The organism is Georgenia daeguensis, from assembly GCF_039537705.1.
Classification (GTDB): Bacteria; Actinomycetota; Actinomycetes; order Actinomycetales; family Actinomycetaceae; genus Georgenia; species Georgenia daeguensis.
The window spans coordinates 1-15,516 of the sequence record NZ_BAABBA010000001.1 but is presented as its reverse complement, the minus strand read 5'-3'; the positions used below and the strand labels follow the sequence as shown (position 1 = coordinate 15,516).

14 protein-coding genes are annotated in these 15,516 nt (G+C 73.7%); 5 read left to right on the top strand and 9 right to left on the bottom strand.

What is annotated here, in order from left to right; genetic code table 11:
* Positions 1–136: 136 nt before the first annotated feature.
* Both ABD774_RS00070 and ABD774_RS00065 read right to left on the bottom strand, forming a co-directional pair.
* Positions 137–562 carry a pyridoxamine 5'-phosphate oxidase family protein gene (locus ABD774_RS00070; protein WP_345036237.1) on the bottom strand — a complete coding sequence of 142 codons (426 nt, stop codon included), beginning with the start codon at positions 560–562 and terminating at the stop codon, positions 137–139.
* Positions 563–647: 85 nt separating this feature from the next.
* Positions 648–3,551, bottom strand: a complete 2,904-nt coding sequence (locus ABD774_RS00065) for a vitamin B12-dependent ribonucleotide reductase (protein WP_345036235.1) — start codon at positions 3,549–3,551, stop codon at positions 648–650.
* 265 nt (positions 3,552–3,816) lie between these two features.
* Here ABD774_RS00065 and ABD774_RS00060 point away from each other — a divergent pair, with 265 nt between their 5' ends.
* The gene (locus tag ABD774_RS00060; RefSeq protein ID WP_345036233.1) at positions 3,817–4,866 is read left to right on the top strand and encodes a hypothetical protein; all 1,050 of its coding nucleotides are present in this window, start codon (positions 3,817–3,819) and stop codon (positions 4,864–4,866) included.
* Positions 4,867–4,887: 21 nt separating this feature from the next.
* Here the strand turns inward: ABD774_RS00060 and ABD774_RS00055 are convergent, their stop codons facing one another.
* The 5 genes from ABD774_RS00055 to ABD774_RS00035 are packed head-to-tail and all read right to left on the bottom strand — an operon-like array spanning position 4,888 to position 10,255.
* Complete coding sequence (locus ABD774_RS00055) at positions 4,888–5,904, bottom strand: magnesium and cobalt transport protein CorA (RefSeq protein WP_345036230.1); 1,017 nt, start codon at positions 5,902–5,904, stop codon at positions 4,888–4,890.
* 31 nt (positions 5,905–5,935) lie between these two features.
* On the bottom strand, positions 5,936–6,790 hold the full coding sequence (locus tag ABD774_RS00050) for an ECF transporter S component (protein WP_345036228.1): 855 nt from the start codon (positions 6,788–6,790) through the stop codon (positions 5,936–5,938).
* Positions 6,787–8,406 carry an ABC transporter ATP-binding protein gene (locus tag ABD774_RS00045; RefSeq protein ID WP_345036226.1) on the bottom strand — a complete coding sequence of 540 codons (1,620 nt, stop codon included), beginning with the start codon at positions 8,404–8,406 and terminating at the stop codon, positions 6,787–6,789. Before ABD774_RS00045 ends, ABD774_RS00050 begins: the two co-directional genes overlap by 4 nt.
* A complete protein-coding gene (locus ABD774_RS00040; protein ID WP_345036224.1) occupies positions 8,403–9,518 on the bottom strand; it encodes a CbiQ family ECF transporter T component in 1,116 nt (371 codons plus the stop codon). Before ABD774_RS00040 ends, ABD774_RS00045 begins: the two co-directional genes overlap by 4 nt.
* 14 nt (positions 9,519–9,532) lie before the next feature.
* The gene (locus ABD774_RS00035) at positions 9,533–10,255 is read right to left on the bottom strand and encodes a hypothetical protein (RefSeq protein ID WP_345036222.1); all 723 of its coding nucleotides are present in this window, start codon (positions 10,253–10,255) and stop codon (positions 9,533–9,535) included.
* A gap of 253 nt (positions 10,256–10,508) precedes the next feature.
* Here ABD774_RS00035 and ABD774_RS00030 point away from each other — a divergent pair, with 253 nt between their 5' ends.
* From ABD774_RS00030 to ABD774_RS00020, 3 genes are all read left to right on the top strand, one after another.
* Positions 10,509–11,060: a cob(I)yrinic acid a,c-diamide adenosyltransferase gene (locus ABD774_RS00030; RefSeq protein WP_345036220.1), complete on the top strand. Its 552-nt coding sequence runs from the start codon at positions 10,509–10,511 to the stop codon at positions 11,058–11,060.
* A gap of 40 nt (positions 11,061–11,100) precedes the next feature.
* Positions 11,101–11,448: a GntR family transcriptional regulator gene (locus tag ABD774_RS00025; RefSeq protein WP_345036218.1), complete on the top strand. Its 348-nt coding sequence runs from the start codon at positions 11,101–11,103 to the stop codon at positions 11,446–11,448.
* Positions 11,449–11,688: 240 nt separating this feature from the next.
* Complete coding sequence (locus ABD774_RS00020; RefSeq protein WP_345036216.1) at positions 11,689–12,543, top strand: M23 family metallopeptidase; 855 nt, start codon at positions 11,689–11,691, stop codon at positions 12,541–12,543.
* 25 nt (positions 12,544–12,568) lie between these two features.
* Here the strand turns inward: ABD774_RS00020 and ABD774_RS00015 are convergent, their stop codons facing one another.
* Entirely contained in the window at positions 12,569–12,886 is a 318-nt protein-coding gene (locus tag ABD774_RS00015; RefSeq protein WP_345036213.1) for a rhodanese-like domain-containing protein, read from the bottom strand.
* 244 nt (positions 12,887–13,130) lie between these two features.
* Between ABD774_RS00015 and ABD774_RS00010 the strand changes: the two genes are divergently transcribed.
* Complete coding sequence (locus ABD774_RS00010; protein ID WP_345036211.1) at positions 13,131–14,165, top strand: ribonuclease Z; 1,035 nt, start codon at positions 13,131–13,133, stop codon at positions 14,163–14,165.
* Here ABD774_RS00010 and ABD774_RS00005 read toward each other — a convergent pair.
* Positions 14,059–15,198 (bottom strand): MFS transporter, encoded by a 1,140-nt coding sequence (locus ABD774_RS00005; RefSeq protein ID WP_345036209.1) that lies wholly within the window; start codon positions 15,196–15,198, stop codon positions 14,059–14,061. The two genes, ABD774_RS00010 and ABD774_RS00005, sit on opposite strands and share 107 nt — an antisense overlap.
* Positions 15,199–15,516: the final 318 nt, after the last annotated feature.

Sequence of the window (15,516 nt, the reverse complement as noted above, 5' to 3'; positions counted from 1 at the left end):
GCCGAGCAGTCGGGGCGACTCTTCAGATATCGGTTGCGCGCACCGCGAACCTAGCGGAGAAGCACGGGCAGGGAAAGAGCGGGGTTTTGCACGGATTTTCCCGACGCGTTCGTGCGCGGTGCCGTTTGCTCGCGGTTCAGCCCGCGGGCGCCGCCACGTCGCCGGGCCCGGCGGCGTGCACGCGGCGTCCGGAGACGTGGGCCAGCTCGATCGCGATGGGGATGCCCTTCCCGCGCACCGCCCAGGCGTCACCCGGCGGCAGGTCGGGGTTGACCAGCTCGTCGCCCACGAGGTGCGAGCGGCCGCGGACGACGACGGACCAGCCCGTACGGCTCGCGGGGTCGAACTCGCCGATCCCGAAGGACATCGCGCGGTTGTGGGCGGCCGCCGCGAGCTTGCTGCCGTAGGAGGTCGTGAGGACCATCTCGTCACGGTGCAGCACGTAGTTCACCGGGACCAGGGAGGCACCGTCGTCGTCCGGGTAGGCGACCCAGCCGACGACGCCCGCGCCGAGCAGGCGCAGGCACTCGTCCCTGGAGATCTCCTCGAACTGGTACGCCACCTGGCACCTCCTGCAGCCGGGTTCCGAGTGTGGCACGCTCCCTCGTGGCGCAGGCGGGATCGGGCCGGCCGCTGCCCCGGGCTCCTCAGCTGCAGCCGCTGGTCGACCCGCAGCCCTCGCAGACGTAGCACGAGCCCGACGGCCGCATCTTGATGCCGCAGGACATGCACAACGGCGCGTCCGCGCGCTGGCCCTGCTGGAGCTCGAGGAGCTCGGCCGAGGAGTGCGGCCGGGCCGGCTCCGGCGCGGAGGGCGCCGGGCTCGCGACCGCCTCGGCGGCGGACGCCGGTCCTGCCACCGCCTCCTCGTCCACCGGCTCGTTGAGGTCCGCGAGGTCGGTCTCGGCCGGCGTGTACGAGCCGGTCTCGGCGTAGCGTGCCCGCTCGGTGGTGGTGAAGATCCCCATCTCCGAGCGCGTCTCGAACGACAGGTGGTCCAGCGCCAGGCGCCGGAAGACGTAGTCCATGATCGACTGCGCCATCCGCACCTCGGGGTCGTCCGTCATGCCGGCCGGCTCGAAGCGCAGGTTGGTGAACTTCTGGACGAAGATCTCCAGCGGCACCCCGTGCTGCAGGCCGATCGAGATCGCGATGGAGAACGCGTCCATCACGCCGGCGAGGGTGGAGCCCTGCTTGCCCAGGCGCAGGAAGATCTCGCCCAGCCCGTCGTCGGGGTAGGACCCGGCGGTCAGGTAGCCCTCCGCGCCGCCGACCGTGAACGACGTCGTGACCGAGGGCCGCTGCTTGGGCAGTCGTTTGCGCGCGGCCCGGGGCGGGCCGTCCGTGCTGGTCTCCGCCAGGCCGGCCTGCTCCGCGCCGGCCGCCGCCGACGACGGAGCCGGGGCCGGGGCCGCGGCGTCGGCGGCGCTCGGGGCCGACTTCCCGCTCGAGAGGGGCTGGCCCACTTTGCAGTTGTCGCGGTAGACGGCGAGCGCCTTGAGCCCGAGCTTCCACCCGTCGAAGTAGACCTGCTCGATGTCCTCGACGGTCGCCGTCTCGGGGAGGTTGACGGTCTTGGAGATGGCGCCGGAGAGGAAGGGCTGGACCGCGGCCATCATCTTCACGTGGCCCATCGGGGCGATGGAGCGCACGCCCATGGCGGTGTCGAAGACCTCGTAGTGCTCGGGCTTCAGACCGGGGGCGTCGACGACGTGCCCGTGCTCGGCGATGTGCTCGACGATCGCCTCGATCGTCTCCTCGGCGTAGCCCATCCGGCGCAGCGCGCGCGGCACCGTCTGGTTGACGATCTGCATCGACCCGCCGCCGACGAGCTTCTTGAACTTCACCAGGGAGAAGTCGGGCTCGATGCCGGTGGTGTCGCAGTCCATCATGAAGCCGATGGTCCCGGTGGGGGCGAGCAGCGACGCCTGGGCGTTGCGCCACCCGTGCTCGGCGCCGAGAGCGTTGCCGGCCTGCCACTGGACGGTCGCCGCCTCGTGGATCGCGGCGTCCATGTCGTTGACGGTACGCAGGTCGTCGTTGGCGGCGGCGTGCTTGCGCATGACCCGCTGGTGGCCGGCAGCGTTTCGGGCGTAGCCGTCGTAGGCGCCCAGGGCGCCGGCGAGCTCGGCTGAGCGGCGGTAGGCCGTCGCCGTCATGAGCGAGGTGATCGACGCCGCGAGGGAGCGTCCCCCGTCGGAGTCGTAGCCGTGGCCGGTCGCCATGAGCAGGGCGCCGAGGTTGGCGTAGCCGATGCCGAGCTGGCGGTAGGCGCGGGTGGTCTCGCCGATCGCCTGGGTCGGGAAGTCGGCGAAGCAGATGGAGATGTCCATCGCGGTGATGACGAGCTCGACGGCGGCGACGAACCGCTCGACGTCGAAGGTGTCGTCCTCGCGCAGGAAGGTCAGCAGGTTGATCGAGGCGAGGTTGCAGGAGGAGTTGTCCAGGTGCAGGTACTCGCTGCACGGGTTCGACGCCGTGATGCGGCCGGACTCCGGGGAGGTGTGCCAGTCGTTGATGGTGTCGTCGTACTGCAGGCCGGGGTCGGCGCACTCCCACGCCGCCTTGGCGATCGTGCGGAACAGGCTCCTGGCGTCGACGGTCTCGACGACGTGCCCGTCGAGGCGGGCCTTGAGGTCGAACGTGCCGCCGGACTCGACGGCGCGCATGAACTCGTCGTTGACCCGGACGGAGTTGTTGGCGTTCTGGTACTGCACCGAGACGATGTCGCGGCCGCCGAGGTCCATGTCGAACCCGGCGGCGCGCAGGGCGCGGATCTTGTCCTCCTCGCGCGCCTTGGTCTGGACGAACTCCGCGATGTCCGGGTGGTCGACGTCGAGCACGACCATCTTGGCCGCGCGGCGGGTGGCCCCGCCGGACTTGATGGTGCCGGCCGAGGCGTCGGCGCCGCGCATGAAGGAGACGGGGCCGGACGCGTTGCCGCCGGAGGAGAGCAGCTCCTTGGAGGACCGGATCCGCGAGAGGTTCAGGCCCGCGCCGGAACCGCCCTTGAAGATCAGCCCCTCCTCCCGGTACCAGTTGAGGATCGAGTCCATCGTGTCGTCGACGGAGAGGATGAAGCAGGCGGAGACCTGCTGCGGCGAGGCCGTGCCGACGTTGAACCAGACCGGGGAGTTGAACGCGAAGACCTGGTGCAGCAGGAGCCAGGTGAGCTCGTCGGAGAAGACGTCGGCGTCCGCGTCGGTGGCGAAGTAGCCGTTCTCCTTCCCGGAGGCGGTGTAGGTGCGCACGACGCGGTCGATGACCTGCTTCAGGCTGCGCTCGCGCGCGTCGGTGCCCAGGGCGCCGCGGAAGTACTTCGTGGTGACGATGGTGGCGGCGTTGACCGACCAGGCGGCCGGGAACTCCACGCCGTGCTGCTCGAACACGGTCTCGCCGGTGCGCCAGTTCGTCTGCACGATGTCGCGGCGGTCCCACTCGACCTCGTCGTACGGGTGGGTCCCGGCCGTGGAGAACACGCGGGGGATCGTCAGGCCGCGCCGTCTGGCCCGGGCGGATCCGCTCTTCCTGCTGGCCGGGGTGACGCTCATTGTCTGCTCCTTCGGACGCTGCCGCGGTCCGGGCGCGGCTTCGTGCCACTACCCATTGTGAACCTGTCATGACGACTTGTCACCACAACATGTGGTGTTTGTAATTTCCGAGCGCCACTATATGTAGGGGTCGCGGTCCGTAGTGGGACCTAGGGCCCGGGCGTCCGGCGCCGGCGCCGGACGGCCCCCTGAAAACGCCGGAAACCCCGGCGCGCCGTGCCTGTGCTGAGCGGGGAGGTGCGCCGGGGCGGGTGGAACGGCGACCATGTCCGTAGCGACCGAGGGTGGTGGTGCGGCCATGCGGAGCCGGCGGGCACCGCGGGGCACGGAGACGGGCGGGGCGCCCCGAGCGCCCCTCACCGAACGCCTCCTCGCGCGCCTGCCGGGGTCGCGGACGCTCCGGGTCGCCGCCTGGGCGCTCGTCCCCTGGGTGAACCTCGCGGCGGTCAGCCGGCTCGACCCGTCGCTGTGGGCGGGGGGCGTGCCGTGGGGCGAGGTGCTCAACCGGGTGGCGGCCTCGTTCGCCGTCGTCCTCTCGCTCTGGGGCGTCTCCCGGATCGACGAGGAGCTGTACCGGCTGCGGCCGGCCCTGGCGGACGTCGTCGCGGAGGCGGAGCCCGACGTCGCCCGCCTCTTCCGCGGGATCGACTCCGCGGTCGTCCCCCTCGTCCTGACGGCCGGGGTCGGTCTGGTCCTGCCTCTCGACGAGGCGCTGCGCGGGGAGGCCGCCGCCGCCGCGGTCCAGGGGCTGACCTGGCTGATCATCGGCGTGCCGCTGTGCACGGCCGTCTGGGTCTACGTGGTGCTGCAGCGCGGGCTGATCCGGCTCGGGCGCGGCCACGTGACGCTCCTGGGCTACCGCGGGGACCGCACGCTCGGCCTGCGGCCGGTGGGCCGGCTGGCCTTCACCGGCTTCTGGCTGCTCTTCGGCGCGATCGGGCCGCTCGTGCTGACCGGGCTCACCGACGTCCCGGTGGCCGCCGTCGGCATCGGCGCCCTGGCCGCCGCGCTGTGCCTGTTCTTCCTGTCCCTGCGCGACATCCACCGGCAGATGGTCAGCGTCAAGCAGCGGGAGCTCGAGCTGGCGCTGACCCTCTACCGGCAGGCGCTCGACAGGGTCCGCGGCGAGCCGACGCTCGAGGTGCTCCAGCAGCAGTCCGGGCTCCTGGGCGCGGCGGAGAACCTGGAGAAGCGGGCCGAGCGCATTCTCGAGTGGCCCTTCGACGAGGCCACCCTCGCCCGCGTGCTGACCATCGCCTCGAGCGCGGCGGCCGGCATCATCGCCCGCCTGGTGCTGGTGCCGACGGGGATCTGACGTGGATGTGACGCGGCCGCCTCACAACCAGTGGTGCCGCTTGAACACCACGTACAGCACCACGCCCATGACCACCATGCCGAGCAGCGCGAGCGGGTAACCGTAGGCCCAGTCGAGCTCGGGCATGTGGCGGAAGTTCATCCCGTAGATCGTCCCGATGAGGGTCGGGGCGAACAGGATCGCCGCCCACGAGGAGATCCTCTTGACCTGCTCGCTCTGGAGGTAGCTGGCCTCGGTGACGCGCCGCGTCTCCTCGTTCTGCACCTGGGCCACGAGGGTCGCGTTGACCGTCAGGGCGTTCTGCAGCAGCGCCCGGAAGGCCTCGACACGCTCGACCACCCGGATGGCGTGGTCGTGGACGTCACGCAGGCGGTGCCGCAGCTCGACGTCCACGCCGTAGCGGTCGAAACCCTGCTCGAGGCTGTCGAGCATGACCAGGAGCGGGTGGGTCGCCCGCTGGAAGGCCATCACCTCGCGGGAGAGCTCGTAGATCCGGCGCGAGACGGTCGGGTCGCTCTCGAAGAGCTGGTCCTCGATCTCGTCGATGTCGTTCTCCAGCCCGGCGACCACCGGCGCGTACTCGTCCACGACCTGGTCGAGGATCGCGTACAGCACGGCCTCGGGGCCGAGCCGCAGCGTCTCGGGGTCGTGCTCGAGGCGGCGCCGGACCTTGCCGAGGTCGGGCGACTCGGCGTGCCGCACGGTGACGACGAACCCGGGGCCCGTGAAGATGTGGAGCTCGCCGAACTCCACCTTCTCGGTCTCCTCGACGTAGCGGGCGGGCCGGAGCACCGTGAACAGCGTGTCGCCGTAACGCTCCAGCTTGGGGCGCTGATGGGCCTTGTTGGCGTCCTCCTCGGCGAGCTCGTGCAGGCGGAACTCGCGGGCGACGGCGCCCACCTCCGCCGGCGACGGTCGGTAGAGGCCCACCCAGGCCATCCCGCCGTGGCGGTGGAGCAGCTCGAAGGTCTGCTCGAGGTCCTCGGGCGTCGCGACCCGTTCGCCGTCGACGTAGATCTCGTTGTCCACCACGGGCATGGGTGTGCGCCTCCTCCTGCTCTCCCCGCCCTCACGGGCTGCCGGTCGCCTGAGTCTGCCCCGCGACGGGCCCGCCGCGCTCGTCGGCGCGCGCGGGTCCGGCGCCGAAAACGGCCCGGACCGCCGCCCGGCGCAGCGTGGCGAGGACCGGCCGGCCGAGCAGCGTGACACCGACGGCCGTGGTCAGCGCGCGCCCGAGGTCCCAGGCGAGCGAGGTCGCGAGGGAGTACAGCACGAACCGGCGCAGGTTCTCCGGCACCGGGTCGCCAGGTACGAAGGAGATGGCCGTGCCGGCGCCGAGCTGGAACGGCCAGAACGCGAGGTTCATCGCCCAGCCGTACGCGAGTGCGGCGACGGCGCCGTAGCCGGCGAGCGCGGCCACCTCGCCCCAGCCGCGCAGCCGTCCTGGCAGCAACCCCGCGCCGAGGCCGACCCAGGAGGCGGCGAGCATCTGGAACGGCAACCAGGGCCCGACACCGCCGGTCAGGAGGGCGGAGGCGAGCAGCGTCGTCGAGCCGAGGACGAAGCCGAAGCCCGGCCCGAAGACGCGGGCGCCCAGGACGATGACCAGGAAGACCGTCTCCACGCCCCCGGTGCCTCCCGCGACGGGCCGTACGAGCGCGCCGACGGCGGAGAGGAGGCCCAGCATCGCGACGGCCTTGACGTCGATGCCGCCGTCACCCAGCCCGACGAAGAGCACGGCCAGCGCGGCGGCCACCACCACGCCGAGGACCAGCGGCGCGTCCGTCGCGTCGGCGAGCGCGGCCCCGGGCTGGACGACGAGCGGCCAGCCGAACGCGAGCAGCCCGAGCAGCGAGGCGAGCCCGAGGGCGAGGGTCGTCCGCCGGCTCACCGGCACCGCGCGCGCCGGTTCGTCCGGCCTCACGGCGCACCACCGGGGAGCAGGCGGCGGACGTCGTCGACGGTGAGCACGTCGAGGGGGCGGAGGACCTTGGCCACCTGCGGGGAGAAGGTGGCGGAGTCGTGCAGCACCTCGCGGGCGGGCGCGTCCGCCACCACCTCGCCGCCGGCGAGGAGCACGACGCGGTCGGCGCAGCCGGCGACGAACTCGACGTCGTGGGTGGCGAGCAGCACGGCACGGCCCAGCTCGCGCAGCGAGCGCAGGAGCTCTGCGAGCCGGGCCTTGCCGGTGTAGTCGAGGCCGCGGGTGGGCTCGTCGAGGAGGAGGACATCGGGACGACCCGTGAGCTGCACGGCGAGCGCCAGCGCGAGGCGCTGCCCCTCGGACAGGTCGCGCGGGTGGGCGCCGTCGGGAGTGCCGGGGGCGAGGGCGCTCAGGACGTCCCGGGCGGAACCGGGCGGGCCGCCCACCTGTGCATCGGCGGCGGCGCACTCCTCGGCGACCGTCGGCAGGTACAGCAGGTCGGACGGGGTCTGGGGGACGAGGGCAACGTGCCGCCGCGCGAGGGCCGGGGGCAGGGTGGCCGGGTCGGCGCCCGGGCCGGCGAGGCGGACGCTGCCCCCGGTGCGGGGCCCCTGCCCCTGCATCGCCCAGAGCAGCGAGGACTTGCCCGAGCCGTTGCGCCCCATCAGGGCGACGATCTCGCCCGCGCGCAGGGTCAGGTCGACGCCGCGGACCGCGTCCACGTCCCCGTGCCGCACGCGGACCTCCCGGGCGTCGAGCACGGGTGCGCCAGCGGCGCCGTCGTCCGCTCGCGCGGGCGCCGTCCGGGCGAGCCGGTCACGCAGGGGGCCGGCGAGCCGGCGCGCGTCGCGCACGGACAGCGGGAGCGGGTCCCAGCCCGCCCAGCGGCCGAGCTCGACCACCGGCGGGGCGACGGCCGAGCCGGCGAGCACCCGCGCAGGGGCACCCGACTCCGCGTTCCCGCCGGGCGCCAGCGAGATCACCCGGTCGGCGAACTGCACCACCCGCTCGAGGCGGTGCTCGGCCAGCAGGACGGTGATGCCGACGTCGTGCACCAGGCGGGCGAGGGCCGCGAGCACGTCCTCGGCGGCGGCCGGGTCGAGGGCGGAGGTCGGCTCGTCGAGGACGAGCACGCGGGGCTGGGCGGTGAGGACGGCGCCGATCGCGACGCGCTGCTGCTCGCCGCCGGAAAGGTCAGCGAGGGTGCGGTCGCGCAGCCGCGCCAGGTCGAGGAGGTCGAGGACCTCCTCCACCCGCTTGCGCATGAGCGCCGGCGCGAGGCCGATCTGCTCCATCCCGAACGCGAGCTCCTCCTCGACGGTGTCGGTGACGAAGCCGGCGAGCGGGTCCTGTGCGACGATCCCCACGACGTCGGCCAGGTCCCGGGGCAGGTGCTCGCGGGTGTCACGCCCCTCCACCAGCACACGACCGGTGAGCAGGCCGCCCGTGAAGTGCGGGACGCGGCCGGCGGCCGCCCCGAGGAGGGTGGACTTCCCGGAGCCCGTGGGGCCGACGACGAGGCACAGCTCGCCCTCCTCCACGTGGGCGTCGACGTGGCTGAGCACCGGCGCGCCCGCACCGGGGTAGGTCACGGAGAGGTCCTCGAAGCGGATCACCGCACGCTCCTCGGTCGCAGGACGGCGGGAGTCGCGGCCGCCAGGGCCGCCAGGGCTCCGGCGAGGGGCAGCGCGGGCCAGGCGGGCGGGCTGACGGGGGCCGTCATCGCCGTCGGCTCCAGGGCCGCCCCGGCGACGACGCAGGCGGCGGCCAGCACGCCGCACCCGGCCACGACCCACTCCTCGCCGCGCCACGGGTCGGGGCGGTACCGGGTGCGGTGCACACGGCGCCCGGCGAGGACGGAGGCGAGGACGGCGACGGCGGCGCCGACGGCGAGGAGGGTCGGTCCCGACCAGTCGGGCATGGAGCCGTCGAGCAGGCCGTAGGTGCCGAGCACGGCGGCGAGCAGGGCGACGACGAGGGCGACCCCGACCCGCCGGTCGCCGCCCGGCGTGGTGGTGCGGGCGTAGCCGCGGGAGTCCATCGACGCGGCGAGCGCGAGGGCGTGGTCGAGGGCATCCTGGAGCACGGGCAGCAGGCGGGCGGCGGCGGCGCGCGGGCCGCGGGCGTCGAGGCCACGCAGCCGCTGGGCGCGGCGCACGCGGCCGACCGCGGAAGCCAGCTGCGGGGTGACGGTCACCGCGATGACGACGGCGGTGCCGAGGTGGTGCAGGGAGGCGGGCAGGCAGCGCAGCGCCCGCTTGGGGTTGGCCAGGGCGTTGGCGGCGCCGAAGGCGACGATGAGCGCAGCGAGGCGGAGGCCGCCGTAGAGGGCGGCGAGCAGTCCGGAGAGGTGCACCGGGCCCAGGAGCTCCACCCCGACCGCCCACTCCGGCAGCGGCACGCCCGGCAGGTCGACCACGACCGGGCTGGCGTCGTCGACGCCGACGAGGACGTAGAAGAACAGGCGCACGGTGATGACGACACCGCCGAGCACCAGGTACGCGCCGAACGCGCGGGCCCAGGGCGAGCCGTCCCGGTGGACGGCGACGACCAGGACCACCGCGACCGCGAGCAGCACCACGACCACGGGGTTGGTGGTGCGGGTCAGGGCGACCGCCACGCCGCCGGCCCAGGCCCACCACCCGAGCGGGTGCAGGCGGCCGCGGGTGGCGGCCGCCACCCGCGGCGCAGCGCTCGCGCGGGTGGTGGCGGCCCGGGTGGTGGTCATCGCGACGGCGTCCGTCAGGCCCGGCCCCGGCGGCGCAGCAGCACGACGGCGAGGACCAGCGCGACGGCCGCGGCGCCCAGCCCGACCACGAGCCCGGTCGAGGGGCCGGAGGCGTCGTCGGCGGCCTGCGTGTCCGCGGCGTCGCCGGCCGTTGCGGTGTCATCGGCTGTGGCGGTGCTCTCGGCCGCGGTCGCCGTCAGCTCCGCCGTCGTCACGCCGGGTCCGGCGGAACCGTCGTTGTAGCGCCAGCCCTCGAACGTGCCCGGCGCGGGGTCGGCGGTGTCGGCACCCTCGGTGCGGGCGGTCCACTCACCGTCCGCCTCGGCGGAGAAGTAGGCCCAGTAGTTGCCGTCGAACTCCTCGGGGCACGGGTCCGGGAGGCCGTCGACGGCGCAGATCATGCCGGGCACCGAGTCGGCGGTGGTGAAGCCGGCGCTCTCCAGCGCCTCGCGGCCCGTGGCCGGATCACCCTCGGCGCAGCCGACGCGGATGTCCTCTCCGAGGTCGGTCAGGTCGACCACGACCGTGACGCCGGCGTCGTCGGCGCAGGCCGTGCCGCTCACGTCGGCCGGGGCTCCGGCCTGGGCCGGGAGAGCGGTGGCCTGGGCCGGCAGCGCCGGCACGAGCGCGAGGACGGCGAGCGCCGCGGCGGAGCCGGCCGCGCGCACGAGGCGGAACGGCGTGGTGCGCGACGTGCTGAGCGAGGGCGTGCTCGGGCGGGGCGGGGCGGGGTACATGCGAACCTCTCGGGCAAGGGTCGCGCACGGACCCGCGCCCGGGGTACGCGCACGCCGGGCCCGGGCTCGCCCGCAGACCACGACGGGTGGAGCCTCACGCCCCGAGCAGGTACTCCGGCTCGCCGCCTCGCGGCGGCCTACGGTTGCGGGTCAGCGCCGGATTTCGACCGGCTTCCCCTGGTTTCGGGACGATGTTCAGCTGTTCTCTCGGGTTCATTGTCCACCACGCCGGGGGTGGTGCGATGCTTCCCCGGTGGCGCGCATCTACACCGGTACCGGGGACGACGGTTCCACCGGCCTCTTCCTGGGCGGCCGGACCTCCAAGGGCGACGTCCTGGTGGACGCCTACGGGGACGTCGACGAGCTGGTCGCGGTGCTCGGCGTGGCCCGTGCCGGCTGCGCGGAGGCGGAGCTCGCGGAGCGGCTGCTCGGGCTGCAGCGCGAGCTGTTCGTGGTCGGCGCGGACCTGGCCACGCACCCCGAGCGGCGACGGCGTCTCGTCGACGGCGTCTCGCGCGTGACGCCGTCGATGGTCGCCGCGCTGGAAGGGATGATCGACGAGCTCGTCGCCGAGCGGCCCCTGCGGCCCGTGTTCGTGGTGCCCGGGGCGACACCGACCAGCGCCGCGCTCGACCACGCCAGGACGGTCGCGCGACGGGCGGAGCGTCACGTGGTGGCGGCCCGCGAGGGTGGCCGCGAGGTGGCGGGGCCCGCGCTGACCTACCTCAACCGGCTCTCCGACCTGCTGTTCGTCCTCGCTCGCCACGCGGCGGGCGAGGCCGAGGAGCCTGCGAGCCACGAGTGAGCGCACGTCCGTCCCGAGCCCGAGCCAGCGAGGGGAACTGATGCTCCAGGTCGACCCGACGTCCTCGGTGCCGCCGTTCGAGCAGCTGCGCGAGCAGATCACCGCCCAGGTCGAGTCCGGCGAGCTGCGTGCCGGCGACCGGCTCCCCACTGTCCGCCGGCTCGCCGAGGACCTCGGTCTCGCGGCCAACACGGTGGCCCGCGCGTACCGGGAGCTCGAGGGTGACGGCCTCCTCGAGGGCCGCGGCCGGTCTGGCACCTTCGTGGCCGACGACGACTCCGGGCGCGCGGCGCGGGTCGCCGCCCGCACCTACGCGACGACCGTGCGATCCCTCGGCCTGAGCCAGGACGAGGCGGTCGACCTGGTGCGGCGCGCACTGTCGGCCTGAGCGCTCGCACCGTCCGTTACCACACCCCGCCGGGCGCGCCGCACCAACTCCGATGTGATCCTCGGCTCATCGTGACCGGGTTCATAGGAGGCGTGGGATCCCTACCGTTACGCTTCCGTGACAATCCGGCCGGGACCACCTCCCCGGCGCACGCCCGTCCGCGTCTCCACGCCTAGTCGGGCACTCCGCACGGCCCACGAGGCCGGTCCAGTTCCTGGAGGATCCTTGACAGGTAGCACCATGCCCGACAGCGCCAGCACCTCGACCCCCCGCTCCCGCGGCGCCCACCGCGCCGAGCCGACGTCGCACTTCCGCAGCCGCCTCGCCGTCAAGGCGTGCGCACTCGGTGTGCTCGGCGCCCTGACGGTCGCCGTGCCCGTCTTCGCCTCAAACTCCGACGACGCCAACGCCGCGGGCGAGGCGGCCCCGAAGGCCACCTCCAGCACCCTGGAGACGCTCGACGCCGGCTTCGCGGCCGCCGCCAAGGAGGCTCCGACGTCGGACGCCCTCGTCGAGGACCCGGCGGACCAGGACCGCGCCGCCGCCGAGCGCGCCTCCCGCGTGCAGGTGCGCGAGCCGCTGCCCAGCGAGGCCGAGAAGGCCGAGGCCGCCGCGAAGGCCGCCGCCGAGATCGCGGCCGCGACCCCTCCGCCGCCCCCGGCCCCCGAGGTGGTCATGCCCGTCGCTGCCGGTGACTACCGGCTGACCTCGAAGTACGGTCCGCGCTGGGGAGGCGAGCACCTGGGCGTCGACTTTGCCGCCCCGCTCGACACCCCGATCCACGCCGTCGCCGACGGCGAGGTGACCTACGTCGGCAACGGCAAGGACGGCCGCTCGAGCTCGATGATCACCATCAAGCACGAGGTCGACGGCAAGATCTTCGAGAGCTGGTACGTCCACATGTACCCGGACGACCTGTACGTCACGGCCGGCCAGAAGGTGAAGGCCGGTGACGTCATCGCCGGGGTCGGCAACAACGGCAACTCCACCGGGCCGCACCTGCACTTCGAGATCCACACCGACGCCAGCGGCACCACGACCGAGCCGCTGAGCTGGATGAAGGCCCTCGACGCGGTGGACGTCGGCGAGCTCTGAGAAAGCTCGCCGGGCTCGCGCGGGGTCAGGCGACGAAGCCCGGCTCCCCCGACGCGTCGGTGAGCGGGTAGCCCGCGTAGTCCCACTCGCGCAGGCCGCCCCGCAGGTTGTACGCCGCGTAGCCGTGCGCGGCGAGGAGCTCGGCGGCACGGGCCGAGCGCGGCCCTGAGCGGCAGACCGTCACGACGGCACCCTGCGGGATCTCGCCCCTGCGAGCGAGGATCCTCGTCAGCGGGATGTTGACCGAGCCTTCGATGTGCCCTGCGCGCCAGTGCGCCGGCTCACGGACGTCGATGACGGTGGCACCGTCGGCGATCAGCCGCCGTGCCTGGTGCGGACGCACCTTCCTGTACCCCTGCCGCCGGTTGCGGAGCAGGCGGGTGAGCCACCCTCCGCGAGGCGTTTCTCCGGACGAGGCGGGACGGTCGATCGGCATCGTGAGCTGGCTGGTGGGCAAAGGGCTACCTCCGCTTGCGTGTGGGTGGGTGACATAAGGCTCAACGGCGCGCGCTCCCGATTTGTTCCCGGACCGGCCAGAATCCGCGGCTCCCGGAGCCCTCGTCGGGGCGCTGCGGCAGACTCGCGGCATGCGCGAGCTCGTCGTCCTCGGCACGTCCTCCCAGGTGCCGACCCGGACCCGTAACCACAACGGTTACTTCCTGCGCTGGGACGGTGAGGGTCTGCTGCTCGACCCCGGCGAAGGCACGCAGCGGCAGATGATCCACGCGGGGGTCGCTTCCTCGCGCGTGACCCGTATCTGCCTCACCCACGTCCACGGCGATCACTGCTTCGGCCTGCCGGGCGTGCTGTCCCGCATGGCCGTCGACGGTGTCGACCACCCCGTGCAACTGCACTATCCCGCGTCCGGCGAGGAGGTCGTGCGCGCCCTCGTCGCCGTCGCAGGAAGCGGGGTGGACCTGCGGCTGCACCCCCACGGCGCGGCCGGCGAGATCGCCGACGGGCTCGACGTCGTGCCGCTGGACCACCGCGTCGAGACGTACGGCTACCGGCTTCGTGAGCCCGACGGACGGACCTTGCTGCCCGAGCGACTGGCGGCCGCGGGGCTGTCCGGACCGGTCGTGGGCGAGCTGCAGCGGCAGGGGCGGGTGGGCCGTGTTCGGCTCGAGGACGTGAGCGTTCCGCGGCCGGGCCAGCGTTTCGCGTTCGTCATGGACACCGCGCCGTGCATCGGCGCCGAGGAGCTCGCGGACCGCGCGGACCTGCTCGTCACCGAGTGCACGTTCGCCGACGAGGACGCAGCTCTCGCCACGGACTACCGGCACCTCACCGCCGGGCAGGCGGGCTCGATCGCCGGCGACGGCGGTGCCCGGCTGCTCGTGCTAACGCACTTCTCCTCGCGTTACCCGGACGTCGCTGCGCTGGCCGCCCAGGCGCGGGCGCGCGCCGGCGGCGCGGAGGTCGTCGCGGCGGCGGACCTGGATCACTTCCCGTTGCCCCGACGTCGCCCCGTCCCGTCCGGGGCCTGGATGCCCGTGGCCGGCATGCCCGCGGCTGTCACTGGTCCGCGCGGGACGCCGGACTCCCGTCAGGCTGGGACGCCGGAGCCCGGCGGGCGGCCCGCCCTCCGAGGAGGTGAGGAAGGGCCACGGCCAGAAGCATGACGCCGGCCGCGACCGCCGACGTCCCACCGAATGCCCACGCACCGTAGACGCCGAGAGTGGCGACCTCGCTGCCGACACCGGCGACCGAGGTGATGCTGGCACGGTGCGGGCTCGGGATCAGCTCCTGCAACCGGGCCTCCGAGATCACCCGGACCGCCTGGTAGATCCCGTAGAACACCGCGACGACAGCGACGCCCGCCGGGTGGGCGATCTGACCGACGACGGCGAGAAGAGCGGCACCGACGGCGAGAACAAGCGCCAGCCGGGTGACCGGCACGTGCCGTGCCCGGCCGCCGAGCCACGCGCCGAGGGCGCCGGCGAGCGGGATCACTAGCACGACGAGCGGCACCCAGACGGTCGGCACACCCTGCTCCGCGGCGAGCAGTGGGAAGTACTCCTCGAGGCCGTCGACCGCCAGCAGCAGGGCGACCAGTACGACGGCACCACGAACTCCGCGCCTGGCGACCGTCGCGCGCACGTCCTTCACGACGTCGCGCAGCGCGGTTCGCGTTTCGTCGCCGGGTGCTGGCCCGTGGCGCGTCGCGGGAAGCCTGGTCGCGAGGACCGCCGCGATGAGGCACATAGCCACACTCACGGCTCCGACGAGGCCGAAGCCCCCGACCGCGAACAGCCCGGTCGCCGCCAGTGCCGCCGGCGCCTGGGCGACGAGCGCGGCGGCTTCGACGCGACCGAGCACCTTGGGGTAGAGCTTGCGCGCACCCGCGGCGTCGAGGCCGTCGAAGAGCAGAGCCTCGAAGGCACCCGAGGCGCACGCTCCGCCGATGGCCCACAGGGCGAAGCCGGCGGCGAAGGCCGTGAAGGTAGGCTCCAGCACCCACAGCGCGAAGGCGGCTGCCTGGAGCAACGAGGAGGCGACCACGGCGCCGCGCCGTGAGAAGCGGTCGGCGAGCAGGCCGGTCGGCACCTCGGCGACGACAGCGACGGCGGACCAGATCGCGAAGAGCGCTGAGATCTCCGCACCGCTCAAGCCGGCGTCGGCGAACAGCAGCGCGTAGAGCGGGTAGAGCGGCATCGCCTCCGCCGCGAACGCCCATGCGGTGGCGGTGCGGGCGAGCCCACGGACCTGCGGGTCTGTGTCAGATCAATGTCGCATGGAGGAAGTCTGCGCCGACCGACGTGCCTCCGTCCACCGATTTCCGGTCATCGACGCACACCGGCGATCAGAAGGGTGGTGGGTCGTCGTTCTCGTCGTGGAGGGGTTCGGGCTGGGCGTGGTGGGGGTGGTGGACGGCGATGAGGGTGACGGTGCCGTTGGGTTCGCGCCGGTAGGTGTGCCCGGAGGGGGTGCGCCAGATGAAGATGCCGGGCTCGGGTTGGGTGACGGCGAAGG

Bases quoted from the DNA above. Each gene is read 5' to 3' on its own strand.
- ABD774_RS00065 (WP_345036235.1), bottom strand. From the start codon at position 3,551: ATGAGCGTCACCCCGGCCAGCAGGAAGAGCGGATCCGCCCGGGCCAGA.
- ABD774_RS00060 (WP_345036233.1), top strand. From the start codon at position 3,817: ATGTCCGTAGCGACCGAGGGTGGTGGTGCGGCCATGCGGAGCCGGCGG.
- ABD774_RS00055 (WP_345036230.1), bottom strand. From the start codon at position 5,904: ATGCCCGTGGTGGACAACGAGATCTACGTCGACGGCGAACGGGTCGCG.
- ABD774_RS00040 (WP_345036224.1), bottom strand. From the start codon at position 9,518: ATGACCACCACCCGGGCCGCCACCACCCGCGCGAGCGCTGCGCCGCGG.
- ABD774_RS00035 (WP_345036222.1), bottom strand. From the start codon at position 10,255: ATGTACCCCGCCCCGCCCCGCCCGAGCACGCCCTCGCTCAGCACGTCG.
- ABD774_RS00025 (WP_345036218.1), top strand. From the start codon at position 11,101: ATGCTCCAGGTCGACCCGACGTCCTCGGTGCCGCCGTTCGAGCAGCTG.
- ABD774_RS00020 (WP_345036216.1), top strand. From the start codon at position 11,689: ATGCCCGACAGCGCCAGCACCTCGACCCCCCGCTCCCGCGGCGCCCAC.
- ABD774_RS00010 (WP_345036211.1), top strand. From the start codon at position 13,131: ATGCGCGAGCTCGTCGTCCTCGGCACGTCCTCCCAGGTGCCGACCCGG.
- ABD774_RS00005 (WP_345036209.1), bottom strand. From the start codon at position 15,198: ATGCCGCTCTACCCGCTCTACGCGCTGCTGTTCGCCGACGCCGGCTTG.